Raw genomic sequence first — 20,296 nt, 5'->3', positions numbered from 1 at the left:
GCAATATGAGGCCCGTGAATGGCAAAGTTCAAATTCATGGATATCGCAGTTCGGCAAGAAAGCGACGAGCGCCGGACAATTGGGATCAAAAACCCGAGAAGTCACTGCCCAATCAGCTGCGCGAATGGACCAGCATCCAGATCCTGGGCGGCTTCTTATGCGTGGCGTTCGTGATCCTTTCGTTCTTTTTGGGGACTCTGGTTCGTCTGAAACCGGTCGAGATCACAACGGCAATTATTTTCGACGCTGTGCAGGTCCGAAAAGACACAGTTCTTGCCGCGTTGGCGATCTTGGCAACATTGATAGTTGCGTTGGCGCTGAGCACGCGCTCATTGGCAGTCTCCACGCATGATGCGCGGGAAGAGACTCGCAGACGTGAACATCTGCGCCTCTCCACCTGGATCTGCGGGAGCCTGTCAGTCATGTTCGGATTGCTCTACCTTACTGGGTTTCTGGCCATGAGCTCTTCAGTCCCTGAAGACGCGACCGACGCTTTGATCATTGTGTGCCTTTCGCAGGCCCTGGCCTACGTCGCGTCGACATTCCGCTTGTCAGCAAGCGAGCAACTTTCGGCGATCCAAAACCGGCTGCCGGAACTGCTGTCCAAGCATCTTCGCGCGACGAACGAATCATTTCGCCACTGGTACTTCACTCCACGTGATTCAGTTCAAGTGCCGCGCCTGGTGCTATCGCTGGTGGCCGCGGCCCTGTTGCTGATCGGGTTTGCAATGGCGATGTTTACCATACCCCGAAATGTGTTAGGTGCAGACCAAGCCAGCTATGTCGAGATCATAGTTCTTTTCTGGATCATGCTCTTGATGCTGGTGCTGCTTGCATGCATCGTCGTCGTCCCGTGGTTGTTGCCGCAGAATCGTTCACTGCTGGCCGCAGTAGTGATGCTCGTTCCGCTGGGTGCAAGCATTACGTTCTTGGTGATTCTCACTGTCGTGATGCTGGGCAGTGGTGAATACGCGGGGACCGAAAAGACGACGGCAATGGTCATCGCGATCCTTGCCGCCTCGTCGCTCTGCAGCTGCCTGCTGGTGCTGCCCCTGGCATTGACTCGCTATCCCCGGTCGCCGAAGCTCAGATCAGCCTACGTTAGGTTTTGCTACCCCGCACATGTTCTCCGCTATGCGATATTGGCTAACGAGCGGGCTAGGCGACGGCGAGAAATCCGCATTGCGCACCGCCGAATACAGGCTCTGGTGCCGCTCGCGGTTCCCGAAGAGAGCAACGACCATCGAACCGCGAAGATTGGCGTAAACCCGGAGTAGATCATGGAATACGCCCTGCATCTGTGCGATGTTAATGCGCCGTCGGAGCTTGAACAGTTCACCTAGGTGACATCGTCGTAGACGTTGACCTCACGCACGGAGCACGTCACCGTGCAATTCGCGCCACTGATTAGTCAGGTCAATGCCGGTGTGCGCAAGGCCTTGGTATTCCACTTAGCGTACTTCGCGTCCTGCGCCAGACAGATGGCAGCAATCTGTGCATCGGCGGTGACCGGCGTACCGGCAGCTTCGCGGGCCACCAGGTCGTCCGCGTAGTACTCCCCCGCCACTTCATCGAAGGGTAGCACCGAATGGCCCCCCCAATTAGCGACTCTAGCCAGCCGAGCACGCGCACCTTCGGCGAGGGCCGGAAAATCTCTGAGAGGACATTCGTGTCGAGGACAATCACCCTAAGTCCACCGATCTTGCGATGTCATCACGCGCTGGAACTGGAAGTTCTTGGACACCGTCGGCCTCTTGAGCCGCAGCCAGAAAGGACTCGCCGATTTTCGTCCGTCGGGCTGCCTTGTTGAGGATGTCGCGGACTTCGGCTTCCATGGACCGGCCGTGTTCCTTCGCCCGGGTGGCGAGTTGCTGCTTCACTGCCTCGTCGAGACCGCGATCGATGATGGATGACATGGAGCACCACCACCTCTGCTTTCACTCAAGATAGGGCGATCAACGCAATCTCACCAGAGGACGTCGGAGCACATGCGCAGTCCATCTTTGCCCCGCCCGTTAGAAAAAACAGGCGCCACCCTTTCGGGCGGCGCCTGCCTGTTCAACTCGGGAGAACTACTTGGTCAGCAGTTCCAGAGCCTTGTTCAGCGTTGCGCTTGGGCGCATCACAGCCGAGGTCTTGGCTTCGTCTGGACGGTAGTAGCCAGCGATATCCACGGGCTTGCCCTGGACCTCGGCGAGTTCGGAAACGATGGTTTCCTCGTTCTCGTCCAGTGCCTTGGCAACTGCGGAGAACGCCTCGGCCAGCTGGGCGTCCTTGTCCTGCTTTGACAGCTCTTCAGCCCAGAACTTGGCCAGGTAGAAGTGGCTGCCGCGGTTATCCAGCTCGCCCACCTTGCGCTTAGGCGACTTGTCTTTCAACAGGAAGGTGCCGGTTGCAGCGTCGAGGGTATCGGCCAGCACCTGGGCGCGGGCGTTGTTGGTAGTCACTGCCAGGTGCTCGAAGGAAGCACCCAGGGCCATGAACTCGCCCAGCGAATCCCAGCGCAGGTGGTTCTCGTTCACCAGCTGCTGCACGTGCTTCGGAGCCGAGCCGCCGGCACCGGTCTCGAACAGGCCGCCGCCAGCCAGCAGCGGAACGATCGAGAGCATCTTGGCCGAAGTGCCCAGTTCCAGGATCGGGAACAGGTCGGTCAGGTAGTCGCGCAGCACGTTGCCGGTCACCGAGATGGTGTCCTCGCCCTTGCGGATGCGGTCGATCGAGTACTGGGTCGCCTCGACCGGGGAGAGGATCTCGATGGTCAGGCCCTCGGTGTCGTGCTCCTTGAGGTACTCGTTGACCTTGGCGATCAGCACTGCGTCATGCGCGCGGTTCTCATCGAGCCAGAAGACAGCCGGGGTCTGGGAGGCGCGGGCGCGGTTCACTGCCAGCTTCACCCAGTCGCGGATGGCTACATCCTTGGTCTGGCAGGCGCGCCAGATGTCGCCAGCGAAGACCTGGTGCTCGATGAGCACTGCATCGTTCTCGTCGACGATCTGCACGTGGCCGTTGCCAGCGATTTCGAAGGTCTTGTCGTGCGAGCCGTATTCCTCGGCCTTCTGCGCCATCAGGCCGACGTTCGGCACGGTGCCCATGGTGGTCGGGTCGAACGCGCCGTTGGCACGGCAGTCGTCGATGGCGACCTGGTAGATGCCTGCGTAGGAAGAATCCGGGAGCACAGCCAGGGTGTCTGCGGTGTTGCCCTTGGCATCCCACATCTTGCCGCCCAGGCGGATCATGGCCGGCATCGAAGCGTCGACAATCACGTCCGATGGAACGTGCAGGTTGGTGATGCCCTTGTCGGAATCGACCATGGCAACTGCCGGGCCCTCTTCCAGGCCCTTGGCGATCAGCTTCTCCACGCCGGCGCGCACCTCGTCGGACAGCTCGTCCAGGCCGCCGAGGATGGCTGCCAGGCCGTTGTTCGGGTTCAGGCCGGCTGCTGCCAGCTCGTCGCCGTAGGTTTCGAACAGCTCGGAGAAGTAGGCCTTCACCACGTGGCCGAAGATGATCGGGTCGGAGACCTTCATCATGGTGGCCTTCAGGTGAGCCGAGAACAGCACGCCCTCTTTCTTGGCGCGGGCCACGGAGTTCTTCAGGAACTCGGACAGGGCCGCGGCGTGCATGACGGTGCCGTCGATGACTTCGCCGGCCAGCACGTCGAAAGGCTTCTTCAGGACCTTGACTTCGCCGTCTTCGCCGACGAAGCGGATCGAGATCTTCTTGTCCGCGTCGATGACTACGGACTTCTCGTTGGCAGCAAAGTCGTCAACGCCCATGGTGGCCACGTTGGTCTTCGAATCAGCGGCCCACTCGCCCATGGAGTGCGGGTACTTGCGAGCGTAGTTCTTCACGCTCAGTGGTGCACGGCGGTCCGAGTTGCCCTCGCGCAGGACCGGGTTCACAGCCGAACCCTTGATCTTGTCGTAGCGTGCGCGGACGTCGGTCTCTTCATCCGAGGTCGGGTTATCCGGGTAGTCAGGCAGTGCGTAGCCGGCAGCCTGCAGCTCGGCGATGGCAGCCTTCAGCTGCGGGATCGAAGCCGAGATGTTCGGCAGCTTGATGATGTTTGCATCCGGGGTCTTGGCCAGGTCGCCAAGTTCTGCCAGAGCATCACCGATGCGCTGCTCTTCGGTGACATAATCCGGGAAGGTAGCGATGATGCGACCAGCCAGCGAGATGTCGCGGGTCTCAAGTTCCACACCGGCGGTCGAGGCGAAGGCCTCCACGATTGGCAGGAACGAGTGGGTCGCCAGCATAGGCGCTTCGTCGGTGTGGGTGTAAATAATCTTTGCCATAGGTGTGGCGTCTCCCTGAACGTCGTGCGGAAGCGGTGTTACCGCCCTGAACTCAACGTTCCAAATCTACCTGATTTTGCTCTACACCACACTTTGCGGCAGCGGGAAATACGCGCGGCAACGCCGTTTATTCACCGAAATGCCGGGCTGGACAGCCTGCAAGCAGTTCGTCACATTTAAGTTAATCAGCGATAACTCAACAGAGTTATTCGCTATTCGGCTCTTCCGCCGGCCAGTGCTTCGAGATTCGCCATGGCCTCATCGAAGAGCTCAACTGGATCTGCAGGCTCCCCGGCGCGTTCCGCCTGGCCGAAGCTCTGCCAGGCCACGCGCCAGAGGGCGGCCAAGGCTTCGCCAATCATCAAGGCGGGCATGGCCGGCACCAGCCCGCGGCGGCGCAGCTCCTGCGCCGTGGCAGCGCAGAAGGCTTGATCTTGCCGGGTGATGGCCAATAGCAGCTTCGGCTCCGTGGCAATCAACCGGGAAATGCGCCGGTATTCATTGCCACGGATCTCGGCAACAAGGATCCGGCGGCATTCGTTGGCCAGCAGCCGGAAAATCTGCGCGCTCGTGGATCCGTCAGCAATGGGGCATTCGGTCACGGCCTGGATCAACTCATGCTGCGCCGGCACCATGGCCGCTTCCCTGGATTCGCAGTAGCGGAAGAAAGTCCGCTCGGAAATGCCGGCCCGGGCAGCGATCTGCCCCACCGTCACCGATTCCAGGCCATGGAGTTCCACCAGATCCAGGGTTGCTGCCCGGATGGACTGGATCGTTGCCTCTTTGCGTTCCTCGCGAATCCCCATGGCGCTCTCCGATGCTCCGGACTGCCTGTGCTGCGCAGGCCTCGTCCACCAAAATTGTTTCCTGTCACAGTCTGACAGATTCGCTTACGAAAAAGTGGCAGAGTGTGACAGTATTTAGCGGTTGACACTCCACAGGAAGAAGACTTCGTGACTACAAATCCCCCTAGAACCAGCGCCAAGCCAAGCGCGGCGCCCGCCGGGCAACTCTCCGCCAAAACTCTGACAGGCATCATCGCCTCGCTGGCCCTGGCCGCTTTCATGATGATCCTGAACGAAACCGTGCTCACGGTGGCGCTGCCCGGCATCATGCAGGACATGGGCATTTCGGCGTCCACCGGCCAGTGGCTCACCACCGGATTCCTGCTGACCCTGTCGGTCGTCATCCCCACCACCGGCTTCCTGCTGCAGCGCTTCGCGCACCGGTCGCTGTTCTTCTTCGCCATCATCAGCTTCATCCTCGGCACCGTCATCGCGGTGCTGGCGCCGAGCTTCGGCTTCTTGCTGCTGGCACGCGTTATCCAGGCCGTTGGCACGGCCATCGTCCTGCCCTTGCTGATGACCACCACCTTGACGCTGGTGCCCGTCCACCAGCGCGGCACCATCATGGGCCTGAACTCGATCGTCATCGGCGTCGGCCCGGCTATCGGGCCTACCGCTTCGGGGGCCATCGTGCACGCCTTGGGCTGGCACTACATCTTCATCCTGATGCTGCCAATCGCCGTGGCGGTCCTGGTACTGGGCGCCGTCTTCTTCAAGATCCCTTCCAGTGCACGCAAGATCAAGGTGGATTCCGCTTCGGTGCTCCTTTCCGCCTTGGCCTTCGGGTTCCTGGTGTACGGCATTTCCAGCATCGAGCATGCCGCGGATAACGCCACGATGATGATCGCCAGCTTCGCCATCGGCCTGGTGGCCCTGGCACTGTTCATCATCCGCCAGGTCAAGCTGGCCGCCAGCGGCCGCGAACTGCTGAACCTGACCCCGTTTGCCTCGCGCAGCTTCAGCTTCGCGATCGCGATGATCATGATTGCCTTCGGCACCCTGCTCGGTTCGCTGATGATCGTGCCGATCCTGCTGGAATCCGGGCAGGGCGTCGACTCGCTGCAGATCGGCATCATGCTGCTTCCCGGCGGACTGGCACAGGCCATCGCCTCGCCGATTTTCGGGCGGATCTACGACAAGCGCGGTCCGCGCCCGGTCCTGATCCCCGGCGCCGTGTTCCTGGCCGCCGGGCAGTGGATGTACGCGACTGTGACCGCGCAGACCGAATTGTGGATGTTCATGCTCTGCCACATCATCTTCTCCATCGGCTTGGCGCTGCTGATGACCGGTCTGATGTCCTCGGCGATGGCTTCGGTGGATCCGCGCCTGTTCGGCCACGGTTCGGCAATCTTCAATACCGCGCAGCAGCTGGGCGGTGCCATCGGCACCACGGTCTTCGTGACCGTGATGTCGCTGCTGTCAAAGGTCCAGCTGGACGCCGGGTCCGAGCTGGCCGAGGCCTTGTTCTCTGGCGCGCATATCTCGTTCATCGTCGGCGCCGTGCTGGCCACGATCGGGATCGTCTTCGCCTTCATCATCAAGGGCGAGAAGCCGCACGCGAATCACTGAGGCGCCACTTCGGCGTTGCTGGCCCTCAAGGCCTGGATGCCCAGACGCTGACCTCCGGGAAAGCAGCAGGCATCCCGGATAAATATAGTGTTCAGCCCGAGCGGAGGAATTCCTGGTGGAATTCCTCCGCTCGGGCTTCATTTGTCCTTTGGGGCACCCCGGGCTGTCGGCCGCTTCCTTGTCCGTTGGGTTCTGGGCAGTTGCATGGCTATGGCGACCTCATAAGTTCCCCAAACGCGAGGCTGGCCACGAAACCGCCTGGTCCGCGATCTTCAAGCAGCGACCGCGGCTTGGGCGCAACTAAATTCTTGAGAAGTTGGTTTTAGGGTGCCATTACCCCTTGTCCGGCCCTCGGACCGTGCCGAGAACCGACCCACGTTCTGCCCATCACGGCCTTCTCGCCTTGCCTGCAAGGTGATAGCTTGAAGGCCAATCAGGGAAAACCAGAAGCCTTGGTCTTCCTCACCCCCGGGTCACCGGGCAGCCAGACAGGGGACACAATATGGCAGCATTGCCGGAAACCGATATGAGCGATCTGGCCATTGCCTCGCGGGCAGTGCTCAGGCCGATCTCCCGGATTGCCGAGGCGGCCGGAATCCCGCAGGACGCGCTGGAGCCCTACGGCAAGTACAAGGCCAAAATTGATCCTGCCCTGCTGCCGGCCAACGGAAGCCGGCCCGGAAAAGTCGTCCTGGTCAGCGGCATGTCCCCGACGCCGGCGGGGGAAGGCAAATCCACCATGGTGGTGGGCCTGGGCGACGCTCTGGCTGCCACCGGGACCAAGACCATCATCGCGCTGCGCGAGCCCTCAGTCGGCCCGAGCTTCGGGATGAAGGGCGGAGCCACCGGCGGAGGCCAATCCCAGGTGCTGCCCATGGACGAGATCAACCTGCATTTCACCGGGGATTTCCACGCCATCACCAGTGCGAACAACCTTCTCATGGCCATGCTCGACAACCACCTGCAGCAGGGCAACGAGCTGGGCATCGACCCGCGATCCATCACCTTCAAGCGGGTGCTGGACATGAACGACCGCGCATTGCGCCACGTGGTGATCGGCCTGGGCGGTACCGCCAACGGGGTGCCGCGCGAAACTGGCTTCGAAATCACCGCCGCCTCCGAGGTCATGGCTGTTTTCTGCCTGGCCACCGGGCTGGCGGACCTGCGCGCCCGGTTGGGCAGGATCACCGTCGGATACACCTACGCCAAGGTCCCGGTCACCGCCGATGACCTGGGCGCGGCGGGTGCGATGGCGCTGCTGCTCAAGGAAGCCATCAAGCCCAACCTGGTGCAGAGCATCGGGGGCACTCCCGCGCTCATCCACGGCGGGCCCTTTGCCAACATCGCCCACGGCTGCAACTCGGCCATCGCCACCAACACCGCCCGCGCACTGGCCGACGTGGTGGTGACCGAAGCCGGCTTCGGCACCGATCTGGGCGCCGAGAAATTCATGGACATCAAGGCCCGCTACGCCGGGTGCCCGCCGGACACGGTGGTCATTGTCGCCACCGTCCGCGCACTGAAGATGCATGGTTCGGTGCCCAAGGAGGAGCTGGGGGAAGAAAACGTCGAGGCCGTGCGGGCCGGGCTGCCGAACCTGGAACGCCACGCCTCGATCGTCTCGAAGTTCGGCATCCAGCCAGTGATCGGCATCAACCGCTTCACCACGGATACCGATGCCGAGCTGGAAGCGGTCACCGGCTGGGCAAAACAGCAGGGCATTGCCTGCGCCATCGCCGATGTCTGGGGCCAGGGCGGCTCCGGAGCAGGCGAGCTGGCCGCCATGGTGCTGCGGACCATCGGGGAACCGGGCAATTTTGCCCCGCTGTACGAGCTGCAGCAGCCGGTCGAGGACAAGATCCTGGCCCTGGTGCGCGGCGTCTACGGGGGCGAAGGCGTCGAGTACTCCCCCAAGGCCCGGCGGATGCTCCAGCAGATCCACGACAACGGCTGGTCGCACCTGCCGGTCTGCATCGCCAAAACCCAGTACTCCTTCTCCGATGACCCGCAGCTGCTAGGCGCCGCCAGCGGCTTCACCGTGCAGGTCCGCGAGCTGATCCCCAAGACCGGTGCCGGATTCATCGTGGCCATCACCGGGGCGCTCACCACGATGCCGGGACTTCCGCGGGTGCCAGCGGCCCTGCACATGGATGTCGACGAGCACGGCAACGCCATCGGACTGTCCTAGCGGCCGGGCAAGACCGCGGGGATCGCCGGCGTGCCGGGATTCCACGGCGGGCGAACATGGTAATTCCCTGATCGCACCGCTTTTCGCCACGATTCACAGCTAGGCTATGTGAACCAGCACCCGATAGCTGGCAATCAAGCAAGGCACGGATGAAGGGAAATAACCATGGGAACCGAAAACCACGACGAAACCACAGGTCCAGCTCAGACTCCGGACCCAGAGGACAAGAACACTACTGTCCCTGATCCGGATGCGGCCCAGAACGCGCCCATTCCGTTCGGGCATGAAGATTCCGACGGCGAAGAAGGCCAGTAGCCGCACCGCCAGTCACAAGACCTGCCCGAGGCCAGGATTCCGCAAGGATTCCTGGCCTCGGGCTTTGCTATTCCACGTGCAAAACGCCTGATCAGAAGAGAGGTGGGAGCACCGCTCCAGCAGAATTCCGGGAAACGATACTCAAAAACCCTGCCAAGATTGTTGAACAATTACCGAAAGTGGGGCATTCTTTTACCAAGAGGTTTTCACGAGACGGGGATCACAATGCCATACATAGACCTGAATTCAGACGTAGGCGAGTCGTTCGGCAACTGGACGATGGGCGACGACGCCGCCATCTTCACCTCCGTGTCTTCGGCCAATGTAGCTTGCGGGTTCCACGCTGGAGACCCCAGCACCATCGCCCAGACCTGCCGCGATGCGGTCAGCGCCAACGTCACCATCGGAGCCCATGTGGGCTACCGCGACCTGGCCGGTTTCGGCCGCCGCTTCCTGGACTGCTCGGCCACCGAATTGGCCGATGACGTCCTCTACCAGCTTGGAGCCCTGCAAGCCCTGGCACGCGCCGCAGGCAGCGAAATCAAGTACGTCAAGCCGCACGGCGCGCTGTACAACACCATCGTGCACCACCAGGCGCATGCCCAGGCCGTCATCGATGCCATCAAGGCCTTCGGCACCGACCTGCCGGTCCTGCTGCTGCCAGGTGCTGTCGCCCTGAAAAAGGCCGAAGCCGCTGGCCTGCGCGGCGTCGCAGAAGCCTTCGCCGACCGCAACTACACCCCCGAGGGCACCTTGGTCTCCCGCCGCGAATCCAACGCCGTATTGCACGACCCCGCGCAGGTCACCGAGAACATGGTCCGCCTGGCCACCGAAGGCACCATTGTTGCCGTGGACGGCAGCACCATCAAGATGGAAGCCGAGAGCATCTGCCTGCACGGCGATACTGCCGGTGCAGTGGCCATGGCCAGCGCCGTGCGCGCAGGACTGGAACATGCCGGCGTGCAGATCCGGAGCTTCGCGTGAGCATCCGCGCCATTCACCGGGCAGGTTCCCATGATCTGCTCATCGACCTGGACTCGCTCGATGCTGTCTTGGCGCTCAACGCCGCCTTGGAAACCTCTCCCCTGTCCGGACAGCGCGACCTCTTGGCCGCCGCGCAAACGGTACTGCTGAAATTCGATTCCGCGCAGAGCGCCGAACGGGCCATGGCAGCACTGCCAGAACTTGAAGTAGCTTCTGCACTCCACGCTGCGGGCAAGCTGGTTGAAGTACCAGTGAACTACGATGGCGAAGACCTCGCCGCCGTGGCCGAGCTGACCGGTCTGAGCACCGAAGCTGTGATCAATGCGCACACCAGCCAGAGGTGGCGTGCAGTATTTGGCGGATTCGCTCCCGGCTTCGCCTATCTGCTCGGCGAAAACCAGGACTTGAATGTCCCGCGCAGAGACTCCCCGCGCACCAAGGTGCCCGCCGGAGCGGTGGCGCTCGCCGGTGAGTACTCGGCCGTCTATCCGCGCCAATCCCCCGGAGGCTGGCAGCTGATTGGGCATACCGATCTGCAAATGTGGGATTTGCAGCGCGAAAATCCTGCATTGATCCGGCCGCAGGATACCGTGCAGTTCGTCCGGGCCACCCGGAAAATATCGGTGAGCCAAGCACCCGCCGCACAAGACGAAGCATCAGTGCAGGCACTTGCCGGTGGCCTGAAAATCATCGACGCCGGCCTGCAGTCCCTGCTCCAGGATGCCGGACGCATCGGCTACGGCAACCTCGGAGTTGGCGTCGCAGGAGCCGCAGACCCGGCCGCCTTCCACCAGGCCAACCGCCTGGTGGGCAACCAACCAGGCCAAGCCGTGATCGAGAACCTCGGCAGCCGCATCACCGTTGAAGCCGAGCAAGACCAAGTGCTGGCGCTCACCGGCGCCGAAGCAGAACTCTGGATCACCCCGGCCGAAGACGACCAGGTCCGCACCCCGCGCCAGGCCGCGGCCAATGCACCGTTCGCGCTGCTGCACGGCGAGCGCCTGGAGGTTGAACCCGCCGGCCGCGGGCTGCGCAGCTACCTTGCTGTGCGCGGCACCATCGAGCAGGAACCGGTCCTCGGCTCGCTGTCCACCGACACCCTTTCCGGCGTCGGTCCCCAGCCTTTGCAAGCCGGTGGCTTGCTGCCGGTGAGCCGCCCGCATCTGGGCCACATCGTTGGCAACAGCGAACCGAGCACCCTGCCGGTCCCAGACGATAACGGCGTGTACACGCTGCGCGCCATGCCCGGTCCGCGTGCCGATTGGTTTGGCCAGGCGGGCGTGGACCAGCTGGCCGCCCAGATTTGGGATGTCACCAGCGAATCCAACCGCGTGGGTGTACGCCTGGATACCGGGCAGCAGCCGCTGCAGCGCGTCCGCTCCGGGGAACTGGCCAGTGAAGGCGTAGCCCGCGGATCCTTGCAGGTGCCGCCCTCCGGCCTGCCGGTGCTGTTCCTCGCAGATCATCCGGTCACCGGCGGCTATCCGGTGATCGCCACCGTCATTGCCGAAGACCTGGGCGCAGCCGCGCAGCTTCCGCCCGGAAGCAGAATTCGATTCGAACTCCATCCCGCTGCCGGCCACGCCGCATCAGACGCCTAAGGAATTGCCATGAAAAAAGTTCTCATCGCCAACCGAGGCGAAATCGCGGTCCGCATTGCACGAGCGGCCACCGACGCAAATATTTCTTCGGTGGCCATCTACTCGGACCCGGATGCCGACGCCCTGCACGTGCGCCGCGCAGATGAAGCGTACCCGCTGCACGGTTCCACCGGCGCAGACACCTACCTGGATATCGACAAGATCATCAACATCGCCAAGCGCTGCGGCGCCGATGCGGTGCACCCCGGCTACGGTTTCCTCTCGGAGAACGCGAACCTCGCCAACGCCGTCATCGAAGCTGGCATGAGCTGGATCGGCCCGTCCCCCGCGGCCATCGAAGCCCTGGGCAACAAGGTCACCGCCCGCCAGATCGCGGTGCGCGCAGGCGCACCGCTGGCCCCAGGCACCGACGGCCCGGCAGCGGACGCCGGCGAGGTGCGGGCCTTCGCTGAAGAGTACGGCGTGCCGGTCGCCATCAAGGCGGCCTTCGGCGGTGGTGGCCGCGGCATCAAGATCGCCTACTCGCTCGATGAGATCTCCGATGCTTTCGAGTCCGCCACCCGCGAAGCCACCGTGGCCTTTGGCCGTGGCGAATGTTTCGTGGAACGTTTCCTGGCCAAGCCGCGCCACGTTGAAGCGCAGGTGCTGGCCGATACCCACGGCAATGTGGTGGTCGTCGGCACCCGCGACTGCTCCTTGCAGCGCCGCCACCAGAAGCTGGTGGAAGAGGCGCCGGCCCCGTTCTTGACCGATGAGCAGCGGACCCGGATCCACGAGTCCGCGAAGGCGATCTGCAAGGAAGCCGGATATGTCGGGGCCGGCACCGTGGAATACCTGGTGGCCCAGGACGGTCTGATCTCCTTCTTGGAAGTCAATACCCGTTTGCAGGTGGAGCACCCGATCACCGAGGAGACTTCCGGCGTCGATCTGGTGGCCGAGCAGTTCCGCATTGCCGATGGCCTGCCGTTGTCCATTACCGAGGACCCGCAGCCCACCGGCCATGCCATCGAATTCCGCATCAATGCCGAGGACCCGGCTCGCGGCTTCCTGCCTGCGCCCGGCACCGTGGAGCGGTTCGAAGCGCCAACCGGCGCCGGCGTGCGGGTGGACTCGGGCGTGCGCAGCGGCTCGGTCATTCCGCCGTTCTACGACTCGATGATCGCCAAGCTGATTGTGCGCGGGGCCGACCGGAACCAGGCGTTGCGCCGTGCCCGCCTGGCGCTGGAAGAAATCAGCATTGCCGGTGTACCTACGGTCCTGCCATTCCACCGCGCCGTCATCGAGCACGAAGCGTTCAACGGCGAATCCCTGGGCGTCTACACCACGTGGATCGAGGACGAGTTCCTCAACGAGGTGGAGGCCAGCGACGAGATGGATCTGGATCAGCGCGATACCAGCCGTGAAACCATCACCATAGAGCTCGACGGCAAGGCCGTCCAGCTGGGTCTTCCCGCTGCACTGACCAGCGCGTTGCGCAATACCCCGGGAGCCGGCACCGCCGCCGCCACCCAGGATGATGCTGCCGGCGAGGTCGATGCCGCCGCGGTACGCAGCACCATGGACGGGAACCTCGTCCGCTTCGCTGCAGAAGATGGCAGTGCAGTCGCCGAAGGGCAGAGCATTGCCATCGTCGAGGCGATGAAGATGGAATCCACCATCACCGCGCACCGTGATGGCATCTTCCGTGCAGCGGACTTGAGCGCAGGGTCAGCCGTACGCCGCGGCGACACCTTGGGCACCATCGGCTAGCGTCCAGGCCATGAAGTCCGTACCCGCAAGCCAGTTGGGATAAATTGGAAGCATGAAAGCCACCAGCAGCACCTCGCATCCAGCCAAGGCCCCTCACGCGCACAGCGGGCTCTGGGCTGCCAATGAGCTGCGCCGCCGCATTGCCGAAGGCGAGCTATTGCCCGGTGACAAGCTTTCCGAACAGACCCTGGCTGAATCGTTGGGGCTCTCGCGCAATACCTTGCGCGAGAGCTTCACCTTGCTCAATAGCGAGCTGATCATCACCCGGATCCCCAACCGGGGTGTTTTCGTGGCTTCTCCGGATGCTGATGATGTGCGGGAAATCTATGCGGTGCGCCGCACGGTCGAGCCTGCATGCCTGGCATGGGGCCAAGACATTGATCTGGACCGGTTGGGCAAAATCATCGAGGAGGCTCGCACAGGTCTGGCTGCCGGCGACGTGCCGCGGATGGCCAATGCCAATCAGGCTTTCCACAAGCAGCTGGTGGCCTCCTCCGACAGCGAACTGCTCCAGGAGCTGATGAGCCGCGTGCTGGCTCGTATGCGCCTGGTCTTCCACGCCATGAGCGACGCCCCGGATTTCCATTCGCACTACGTAGAGCGCAATGCGAATCTGCTGGCCATGCTCCGCGCCGGAGAGCGCCTGGAAGCCGCCCAGACCCTGCGCGGCTATCTCGACACCGCTGAAGCTGAATTGCTCAGCCACATCGCCCAACGCTCGGAGTAGGCATGGAGCAGGGCCTTGGCCCATGCCACTTGCGATTTCCATCTCATCCGCGCCGTGCATTCCTCACTGCTTTGCGGCAAATGCCAGCCTCCAGCGCTTGCCTCATCGCGTTGTGCACCCTTGTTTTCCAAGGATGCCCCCGACGCCAAATCCGGGTTTGCTCCGCGGAATTTTCACTGCGATCACCGGTTTTTCCGGATCCTTGATGCTATCGCCGCCGCCTGCCTGCCGGTGCGGACAGCCGCAAGCCCAGCGCCCTGCGGGTTTCCTCGACGCACGGACAAACCAAGCAAGCACATAGATAGCCAACGTATGGTTTAACGAAACCATTGCGCGCCACCGCCGTTTCATCACGGCCTAGGCCCTCGTCCCCTGCTTGGAAGGTCGCACCACCCGTGAAATTGCCTGTAGCCGAATTGCACATCCACCTTGAGGGAACGCTGGAGCCAGAAATGATCATGGCGCTGGCGGCAAAAAACGGTGTTGAGCTGCCCTATGCCACCGTTGACCAGCTGCGTGCCAAGTACCAGTTCAGCAATCTGCAATCCTTCCTCGACCTGTTCTATGCGAATATGGCGGTCTTGCGCACTGCTGGAGACTTCCACGAAATCACCGTGGCCTACCTGCAGCGCGCCCATGACTCCGGCGTGCGCCATGTGGAATTGTTCTTCGATCCGCAGGCTCACATCCAGCGCAGACTGGGCCTGGGCGAGGTCATCGCCGGCATCCGTTCCGGCCTGGCCGAGGGCGCAGAACGCTGGGGGATCTCCCACAAGCTCATCGCGTGCTTCTGGCGCCATGCCCCAGCGGAAGAAGCGATGGACTTGATGAAGGTGCTGGTCGCCGAGAAGCACGATATCGATGGCATCGGCCTGGATTCCTCGGAGGTGGGTTTCCCGCCCGAGCTGTTCCAGGAAGTCTTTGCCTATGCCCGCGCCCACGGCCTGCACGTCGTTGCCCATGCGGGCGAGGAAGGCCCTGCTGACTACATTTGGCAGGCACTGGACTTGCTGGAGGTTGAGCGCGTGGACCACGGCATCCGTTGCCTGGACGACCCGACGCTGGTTCAGCGCTTGGTCGACGAGCAGATGCCTTTGACTGTCTGCCCGCTATCCAACATCCGCTTGCGTGCGGTGGACACCATGGCCGATCATCCGTTGCCGCAGATGCTCGAAAAGGGCTTGAAGGTTTCGGTGCATTCTGATGATCCTGCCTATTTCGGCGGATACATGGATGCCAATTTTGCCTCGCTCATGGCAAGCTTCAACTTCAGCACCGGGCAGTTGGCTACGCTGGCAAGGAATTCCTTTGAATCCGCATTCCTGGATGAAGAATCCAAGCAGGTACGGCTTGCCGAAGTCCAGGCCTGGGTTCAGCGGCAAAGCCTTTAGACATGGGAACGCGGCGGCCTCTTGGGGGAAGGCCACCGCGTTCGATCCAGTGCCAAAGGCCCTGGTGGGAACTTGGCGGCCCCCTTGGGGTGAGGCCGCCTCGTTCGGTCTATGGGCTAGGGAACCTGGTATTGGGAATCCCTGATATCCGTAATGAGCATGTGCCCCGGTGCGTGGCCGATGGCCAAGGCCGGGCGGGACTCCATCACGGCTGCCTGCGGCGTGACGCCGCAGGCCCAGAACACCGGAATCGTCCCTTCCGGGATCTGCACTGCATCTCCGAAGTCCGGTGACCCCAGATCTGCTATGCCCAGCTCTTGGGGGTTCCCGATATGCACCGGAGCCCCGTGCACAGCTGGATAGCGCGAGGTAATGCGTACCGCGTCGGCAACCTGAGAGGCTGGAATCGGACGCATGGAGACCACCATCGGACCGGACATCGCTCCGGCCGACTGCGAGCGGATATTGGTCTTGTACATTGGCACGTTCACGCCCTGGTCGATATGCGCGATGGAAATGCCGCTTTCCATCAGTGCGCTCTCGAAGGTGAACGAGCAACCGACAATGAAGGTCACCAGATCATCACGCCAGTACATGGACAGGTCGGTGGGCTCATCCACCTTGACCCCGTTTTCGTAAACCATGTACTTCGGCACGTCGGTACGGATGTCCCCGCCTGCCAGCAACTCGTTGCTGGTCTGCCCCGCCTCCAGGACACCGAGGATCGGGCAGGACTTGGGGTTGCGCTGGGCAAAGAGCAGCACATCGAAGGCCAGTTCCCGTGGAACGATGATCAGATTTGCCTGCGCATATCCAGCGCTGATCCCGGCGGTAGGCAGCACCTGCCCGGCACGGAACAATTCGCGAGCTTCGCTCGGGGCCATCGCCGCACGTTCGGAATGCCCGAGATTCTTCAAGTCCTTCATGGTTGCTTGGCTCCTAGCCGTTCCAGAGGGCTGCCAGACCCGAAATCGAGTTCCAGCCGAGGTACACGCTGAGCAGCCAGGTCAAGGCGCCGATGACCAGCAGGGCCTTGGGGTAGTTGTATCCGTTCATCAGGTCGCGGCGGCGCCATGCGACCCAGAGCAGTATTGCGAAGCCCACCGGAAGGATCAGACCGTTGAAGGCTCCGGCGAAGATCAGCAGGGTTGCCGGCGCCTTGCCCAGGAACAGGTAGATGATCCCGCAGACCACGATGAAAGCCACGGTGATCAGGTTGCGGGTGCGCTCCGGGGTGGTGCGCTTGGTGATGAAGGAAACCGAAGTGTAGGCGGCACCGATCACACTGGTCAGCGCAGCGGCCCAGAGGATGACGCCGAAGGCACGGATGCCGATGGGGCCCGCGGCGTGGCCGAAAGCTTCGGCAGCCTTGTTGTCGCTGGTCAGCGCTACGCCGCCAGCCACAACGCCGAGGATCGCCAGGAAGAGCAGTACGCGCATGACACCGGTGACGATGATTGCCAGCGTCGAGGTGCTGGAGATCGCCTTGACATGCTCCACGCCCGATGTGCCCGAATCGATCATGCGGTGGGCGCCGGCGTAGGTGATGTAGCCGCCAACGGTGCCGCCGATCAGGGTGGTGATGATCAAGAAATCGATCTTCTCGGGGAGTACCACGTTGCGGATCGCATCGCCCACCGGTGGGGCGGCGACAATTGCCACGTACAACATCAGCAGGATCATGACGGCTCCCAGCATCACCACAATGCGGTCCAATGCCATGCCGGCTTTCTTGGAAAGGAAGACCAGGATGGCGATGGCCGCGGAGATGGCGCCGCCAATTTTGGCGTCAACACCCAGCATGGCGTTCAGGCCCAGTCCAGTGCCGGCGATATTGCCGATGTTGAAGACCATGCCGCCGATGAATACCAGTGCGGCCAGTACCCAACCGATGCCAGGGACGACTTTGTTGCCCAGTTCCTGGGCACGCATTCCGGATACCCCGATCACGCGCCAGACGTTCAGTTGGACCGCGATGTCCACAAGGATGGAGACGACAATGGCGAAGGCGAAGGCCGCGCCGATTTGGACCGTGAATTCTGTGGTCTGGGTGATGAAGCCCGGTCCGATGGCGCTGGTGGCCATCAGGAACATGGCGCCTAGGAGCGCCGTGCGCCGCGCCTTGCTGCTTTGGGATGTTGACTCAGGAAGTGCCATGATGACGTTCCAATGCGATAGTGGTGACAGCTGTCACAGAATCAATGTAACGCACAAGACAATACAGGTTGTTGAACAACTATTGCAACGGGTTGTTCAACAATTTTCGAATTTTTGCGCTTTTAAATTACTGTGGCAGCTCACCCGCATGCCGGTTCAGCTGAAAACGCCAATATGAAGGTGATCAGGGCTCCGTGCGGCGATCAGGCAAATGGGGCCGCGCGGGCCTTCGATTACTCGGTGCCCTGCCCGGCCCCAAAGGTTTCTTGCCGCTGCATCCCAGGAAGCGCAGCGTTCAGGACTGCTTCGAATCGCCAAGCTCCTCGTGCTTGGCCTCGATTCCCTTAGGCGTCGCGGACTCATCGGTCAGTTCCTTTTTCACTTCCACGATATCCAGCACTCCGGTATCCGTGTACCACTCGGTTAGCGCCGGGTCATCGCTTTCGAAGTCCGCGCCCGCACCTTCCTCCTCGGGCACTGCGGCCACGCCGAAGACGAAGTCATCGCCATGCTCGTCGATGCCCCGGCGGACACCGCCGCGGATCGCCTCGACCGCATAGCGGTGGCGGATCATCAGCGGATCATTGCTCAGGTCCATGGCCCAGGAGATCATCACGCCGATCAGGATCACGGTGAACGGCAAGGCGCAGGTTACCATGATCGACTGCAAGCCAGACAGCGCGTTGCGTCCGCCGGCCAGCAGCAGGAACATGGCAATCAGGCCGAGGGCGACAGCCCACACAATGGTCACGGGCTTGGAGGGCTCGGGTCGACCGGACTGGGACATCGAGCCCATGACATTGGCTGCGGAATCCGCTGCCGTCACGAAGAACACCAGAATTGCCACCAAACAGACCACCCACATCACCGGGCTGAAGGGAAGATTCGAGAGCAGATCGAACATGACATTCTCACCTGAGTTCTTCACCTCCATGTCTTGCCCGGTCATCCGCATCCAGATGGCACTGCCACCGAAAACGACGAACCAGATGATGGAAATCGCGGCCGGCACAAAGACCACCACGGTCACGAATTGGCGCAGGGAGCGGCCCTTGGAAATCTTTGCAATGAACATGCCCACGAATGGCGACCACGAGATCCACCATGCCCAATACAGAGTCGTGTAGGCGGTCAAGTATTCCTTCTGCACCTCGCCCTGACTCGCGGCAACGGTAAGCATCTCAGGCAAGTTGCCGATCAGGGCAATCAGTGAGGTAGGAACCAAGTCCAGGATGAAGACCGTGGGTCCGGTGACCAGCACGAACAAGGCCATGGCTACGACGAGGGTCATATTCGCATTAGAAAGCAGGCGAATGCCCTTCTTGATGCCGGCTACGGCCGACAGCGTGAAGACCGCGGTCAGAATGCTGATCACGACGACAACATATCCGTTGCCCAGCTCCAGACCGGTAATGATGTTCGTTCCGGTACGAATCTGCAGCGCGCCGATGCCCAGCGAGGTTGCAGTGCCGAACAGGGTCACCAGCACCGCGAAGATGTCGATGATCTTGCCCAGGACCTTGTTATTTCCTCCGGGGAATACCGGTTCGAAGAGCGAGGAGATCAGAGGCAGGCGACCGCGACGGTAGGACGCATACGCCAAGGCTCCGCCCACCAACGCATAGATGCACCATGCGAAGCTGGCTTGATGCAAAATCGAGTCGGTCATGGCTGGAAGCACCGCTGCCGCGGATTCCGCTTCGGCAGTTGTCGAAGGCGGCGGCGTGATGAAGTGGCTCAACGGCTCAAGCGGGCCGTAGAAGATCAAGCCAATGCCCAACCCCGCAGCGAAGAGCATCGAAATCCAGGAAATTGTCGAGAACTCGGGAACGCTGTCATCGGCGCCGAGGCGGATCTTCCCCGTCGGACCATAGCCGACCACCAGCATGAAAATGACGATTCCAACCACGGTGAGATTGAAGAGCCAGCCGAAGTTTTCCACGACCCAGCTCTGCATGGTCGTTCCCACCAGGTTCAGATTGCTCGGCGCGAAAATGGCCCAGACCAAGACCGCGGTTGAAACCAGCAACGCCACAACGAAGACGCTGCGGCGCGTCGAAAACTTGATTCCGGTGTCCTCAACGCTGATCCCCGGAATCAAACCTGGGTGGATCCCAAATGCTGGTTCCTTCGCGACACCGCGCAATGCGTTCTTAACCTTGTTGGCCTTCTTCCCCGAACTTTCTTGCATATCCGGAGAAGCCGAAGAAACTTCTCCAGACCTGTCTGCTGAACTTCTTGGACGTGACTTATCAGTATCCATAACTTCACATAATATTGCGTCGGACCCGATTAATTCCATTCCACCTGCTCGACCCCCGAAGAGAACCCTACCCATTAGGCTGTTCAGAAACTGGCATTCTCCCTAGGCAATCAGATGGAATAGTCGATTTGCCGGTTTGTACCGAGGACGGGAGCAGAGCCCGCATACGGCGGCCGTCATAGTAAGCTTGGTGCCTATCTGCTGGCAGCTTG

General features: G+C 61.9%; 16 protein-coding genes. 9 read left to right on the top strand and 7 right to left on the bottom strand.

Features of this window, described 5'->3' with window-relative positions:
- Window positions 1-14 precede the first annotated feature (14 nt).
- A complete protein-coding gene (locus ACIOJF_RS16805; RefSeq protein ID WP_402741932.1) occupies window positions 15-1,277 on the top strand; it encodes a hypothetical protein in 1,263 nt (420 codons plus the stop codon).
- Window positions 1,278-1,411: 134 nt separating this feature from the next.
- On the opposite strand, the gene ACIOJF_RS16800 is transcribed toward ACIOJF_RS16805, so the two are convergent.
- From ACIOJF_RS16800 to ACIOJF_RS16785, 4 genes are all read right to left on the bottom strand, one after another.
- Window positions 1,412-1,585 (bottom strand): hypothetical protein, encoded by a 174-nt coding sequence (locus ACIOJF_RS16800; RefSeq protein ID WP_402741931.1) that lies wholly within the window; start codon window positions 1,583-1,585, stop codon window positions 1,412-1,414.
- 97 nt (window positions 1,586-1,682) lie between these two features.
- Window positions 1,683-1,916, bottom strand: coding sequence for a FitA-like ribbon-helix-helix domain-containing protein (locus ACIOJF_RS16795; protein WP_402741930.1), 234 nt, complete (start codon window positions 1,914-1,916; stop codon window positions 1,683-1,685).
- A 156-nt stretch (window positions 1,917-2,072) separates the two neighbouring features.
- Window positions 2,073-4,295 (bottom strand): NADP-dependent isocitrate dehydrogenase, encoded by a 2,223-nt coding sequence (locus ACIOJF_RS16790; RefSeq protein ID WP_402741929.1) that lies wholly within the window; start codon window positions 4,293-4,295, stop codon window positions 2,073-2,075.
- Window positions 4,296-4,507: 212 nt separating this feature from the next.
- On the bottom strand, window positions 4,508-5,101 hold the full coding sequence (locus ACIOJF_RS16785; protein WP_402741928.1) for a TetR/AcrR family transcriptional regulator: 594 nt from the start codon (window positions 5,099-5,101) through the stop codon (window positions 4,508-4,510).
- A 147-nt stretch (window positions 5,102-5,248) separates the two neighbouring features.
- Here ACIOJF_RS16785 and ACIOJF_RS16780 point away from each other — a divergent pair, with 147 nt between their 5' ends.
- The 8 genes from ACIOJF_RS16780 (at window position 5,249) to ACIOJF_RS16745 (ending at window position 15,664) form a co-directional block, all read left to right on the top strand.
- Window positions 5,249-6,709 (top strand): MDR family MFS transporter, encoded by a 1,461-nt coding sequence (locus ACIOJF_RS16780; RefSeq protein WP_402741927.1) that lies wholly within the window; start codon window positions 5,249-5,251, stop codon window positions 6,707-6,709.
- A 502-nt stretch (window positions 6,710-7,211) separates the two neighbouring features.
- Window positions 7,212-8,897, top strand: coding sequence for a formate--tetrahydrofolate ligase (locus tag ACIOJF_RS16775; protein WP_105657378.1), 1,686 nt, complete (start codon window positions 7,212-7,214; stop codon window positions 8,895-8,897).
- 165 nt (window positions 8,898-9,062) lie between these two features.
- The gene (locus tag ACIOJF_RS16770) at window positions 9,063-9,212 is read left to right on the top strand and encodes a hypothetical protein (protein WP_181148833.1); all 150 of its coding nucleotides are present in this window, start codon (window positions 9,063-9,065) and stop codon (window positions 9,210-9,212) included.
- A 225-nt stretch (window positions 9,213-9,437) separates the two neighbouring features.
- The gene (locus ACIOJF_RS16765; RefSeq protein WP_402741926.1) at window positions 9,438-10,196 is read left to right on the top strand and encodes a LamB/YcsF family protein; all 759 of its coding nucleotides are present in this window, start codon (window positions 9,438-9,440) and stop codon (window positions 10,194-10,196) included.
- Window positions 10,193-11,797 carry a carboxyltransferase domain-containing protein gene (locus ACIOJF_RS16760; RefSeq protein WP_402741925.1) on the top strand — a complete coding sequence of 535 codons (1,605 nt, stop codon included), beginning with the start codon at window positions 10,193-10,195 and terminating at the stop codon, window positions 11,795-11,797. The genes ACIOJF_RS16765 and ACIOJF_RS16760 overlap by 4 nt, the downstream gene beginning before the upstream one ends.
- A 9-nt stretch (window positions 11,798-11,806) precedes the next feature.
- On the top strand, window positions 11,807-13,546 hold the full coding sequence (locus ACIOJF_RS16755; RefSeq protein WP_402696593.1) for an acetyl/propionyl/methylcrotonyl-CoA carboxylase subunit alpha: 1,740 nt from the start codon (window positions 11,807-11,809) through the stop codon (window positions 13,544-13,546).
- Between the two features lie 52 nt (window positions 13,547-13,598).
- Entirely contained in the window at window positions 13,599-14,273 is a 675-nt protein-coding gene (locus ACIOJF_RS16750; protein WP_402696595.1) for a GntR family transcriptional regulator, read from the top strand.
- Between the two features lie 395 nt (window positions 14,274-14,668).
- The gene (locus ACIOJF_RS16745) at window positions 14,669-15,664 is read left to right on the top strand and encodes an adenosine deaminase (protein WP_402741924.1); all 996 of its coding nucleotides are present in this window, start codon (window positions 14,669-14,671) and stop codon (window positions 15,662-15,664) included.
- Window positions 15,665-15,780: 116 nt separating this feature from the next.
- Here the strand turns inward: ACIOJF_RS16745 and ACIOJF_RS16740 are convergent, their stop codons facing one another.
- The 3 genes from ACIOJF_RS16740 to ACIOJF_RS16730 all read right to left on the bottom strand — a co-directional run bounded on the left by ACIOJF_RS16740 (window position 15,781) and on the right by ACIOJF_RS16730 (window position 20,012).
- Window positions 15,781-16,590 (bottom strand): putative hydro-lyase, encoded by an 810-nt coding sequence (locus ACIOJF_RS16740; protein WP_402741923.1) that lies wholly within the window; start codon window positions 16,588-16,590, stop codon window positions 15,781-15,783.
- Window positions 16,591-16,603: 13 nt separating this feature from the next.
- Window positions 16,604-17,821 carry an NRAMP family divalent metal transporter gene (locus ACIOJF_RS16735; RefSeq protein WP_105657371.1) on the bottom strand — a complete coding sequence of 406 codons (1,218 nt, stop codon included), beginning with the start codon at window positions 17,819-17,821 and terminating at the stop codon, window positions 16,604-16,606.
- A 295-nt stretch (window positions 17,822-18,116) separates the two neighbouring features.
- Complete coding sequence (locus tag ACIOJF_RS16730; protein WP_181148832.1) at window positions 18,117-20,012, bottom strand: BCCT family transporter; 1,896 nt, start codon at window positions 20,010-20,012, stop codon at window positions 18,117-18,119.
- Window positions 20,013-20,296 lie beyond the last annotated feature (284 nt).

This window comes from Glutamicibacter sp. NPDC087831, from assembly GCF_044742845.1.
Classification (GTDB): Bacteria; Actinomycetota; Actinomycetes; order Actinomycetales; family Micrococcaceae; genus Glutamicibacter.
This window is presented reverse-complemented; position numbering and strand designations above follow the sequence as displayed.

Coding starts and splice junctions, on each gene's coding strand:
- ACIOJF_RS16795 (WP_402741930.1), bottom strand. CDS start 1,916: ATGTCATCCATCATCGATCGCGGTCTCGACGAGGCAGTGAAGCAGCAA.
- ACIOJF_RS16790 (WP_402741929.1), bottom strand. CDS start 4,295: ATGGCAAAGATTATTTACACCCACACCGACGAAGCGCCTATGCTGGCG.
- ACIOJF_RS16785 (WP_402741928.1), bottom strand. CDS start 5,101: ATGGGGATTCGCGAGGAACGCAAAGAGGCAACGATCCAGTCCATCCGG.
- ACIOJF_RS16775 (WP_105657378.1), top strand. CDS start 7,212: ATGGCAGCATTGCCGGAAACCGATATGAGCGATCTGGCCATTGCCTCG.
- ACIOJF_RS16770 (WP_181148833.1), top strand. CDS start 9,063: ATGGGAACCGAAAACCACGACGAAACCACAGGTCCAGCTCAGACTCCG.
- ACIOJF_RS16765 (WP_402741926.1), top strand. CDS start 9,438: ATGCCATACATAGACCTGAATTCAGACGTAGGCGAGTCGTTCGGCAAC.
- ACIOJF_RS16755 (WP_402696593.1), top strand. CDS start 11,807: ATGAAAAAAGTTCTCATCGCCAACCGAGGCGAAATCGCGGTCCGCATT.
- ACIOJF_RS16750 (WP_402696595.1), top strand. CDS start 13,599: ATGAAAGCCACCAGCAGCACCTCGCATCCAGCCAAGGCCCCTCACGCG.
- ACIOJF_RS16740 (WP_402741923.1), bottom strand. CDS start 16,590: ATGAAGGACTTGAAGAATCTCGGGCATTCCGAACGTGCGGCGATGGCC.
- ACIOJF_RS16735 (WP_105657371.1), bottom strand. CDS start 17,821: ATGGCACTTCCTGAGTCAACATCCCAAAGCAGCAAGGCGCGGCGCACG.
- ACIOJF_RS16730 (WP_181148832.1), bottom strand. CDS start 20,012: ATGCAAGAAAGTTCGGGGAAGAAGGCCAACAAGGTTAAGAACGCATTG.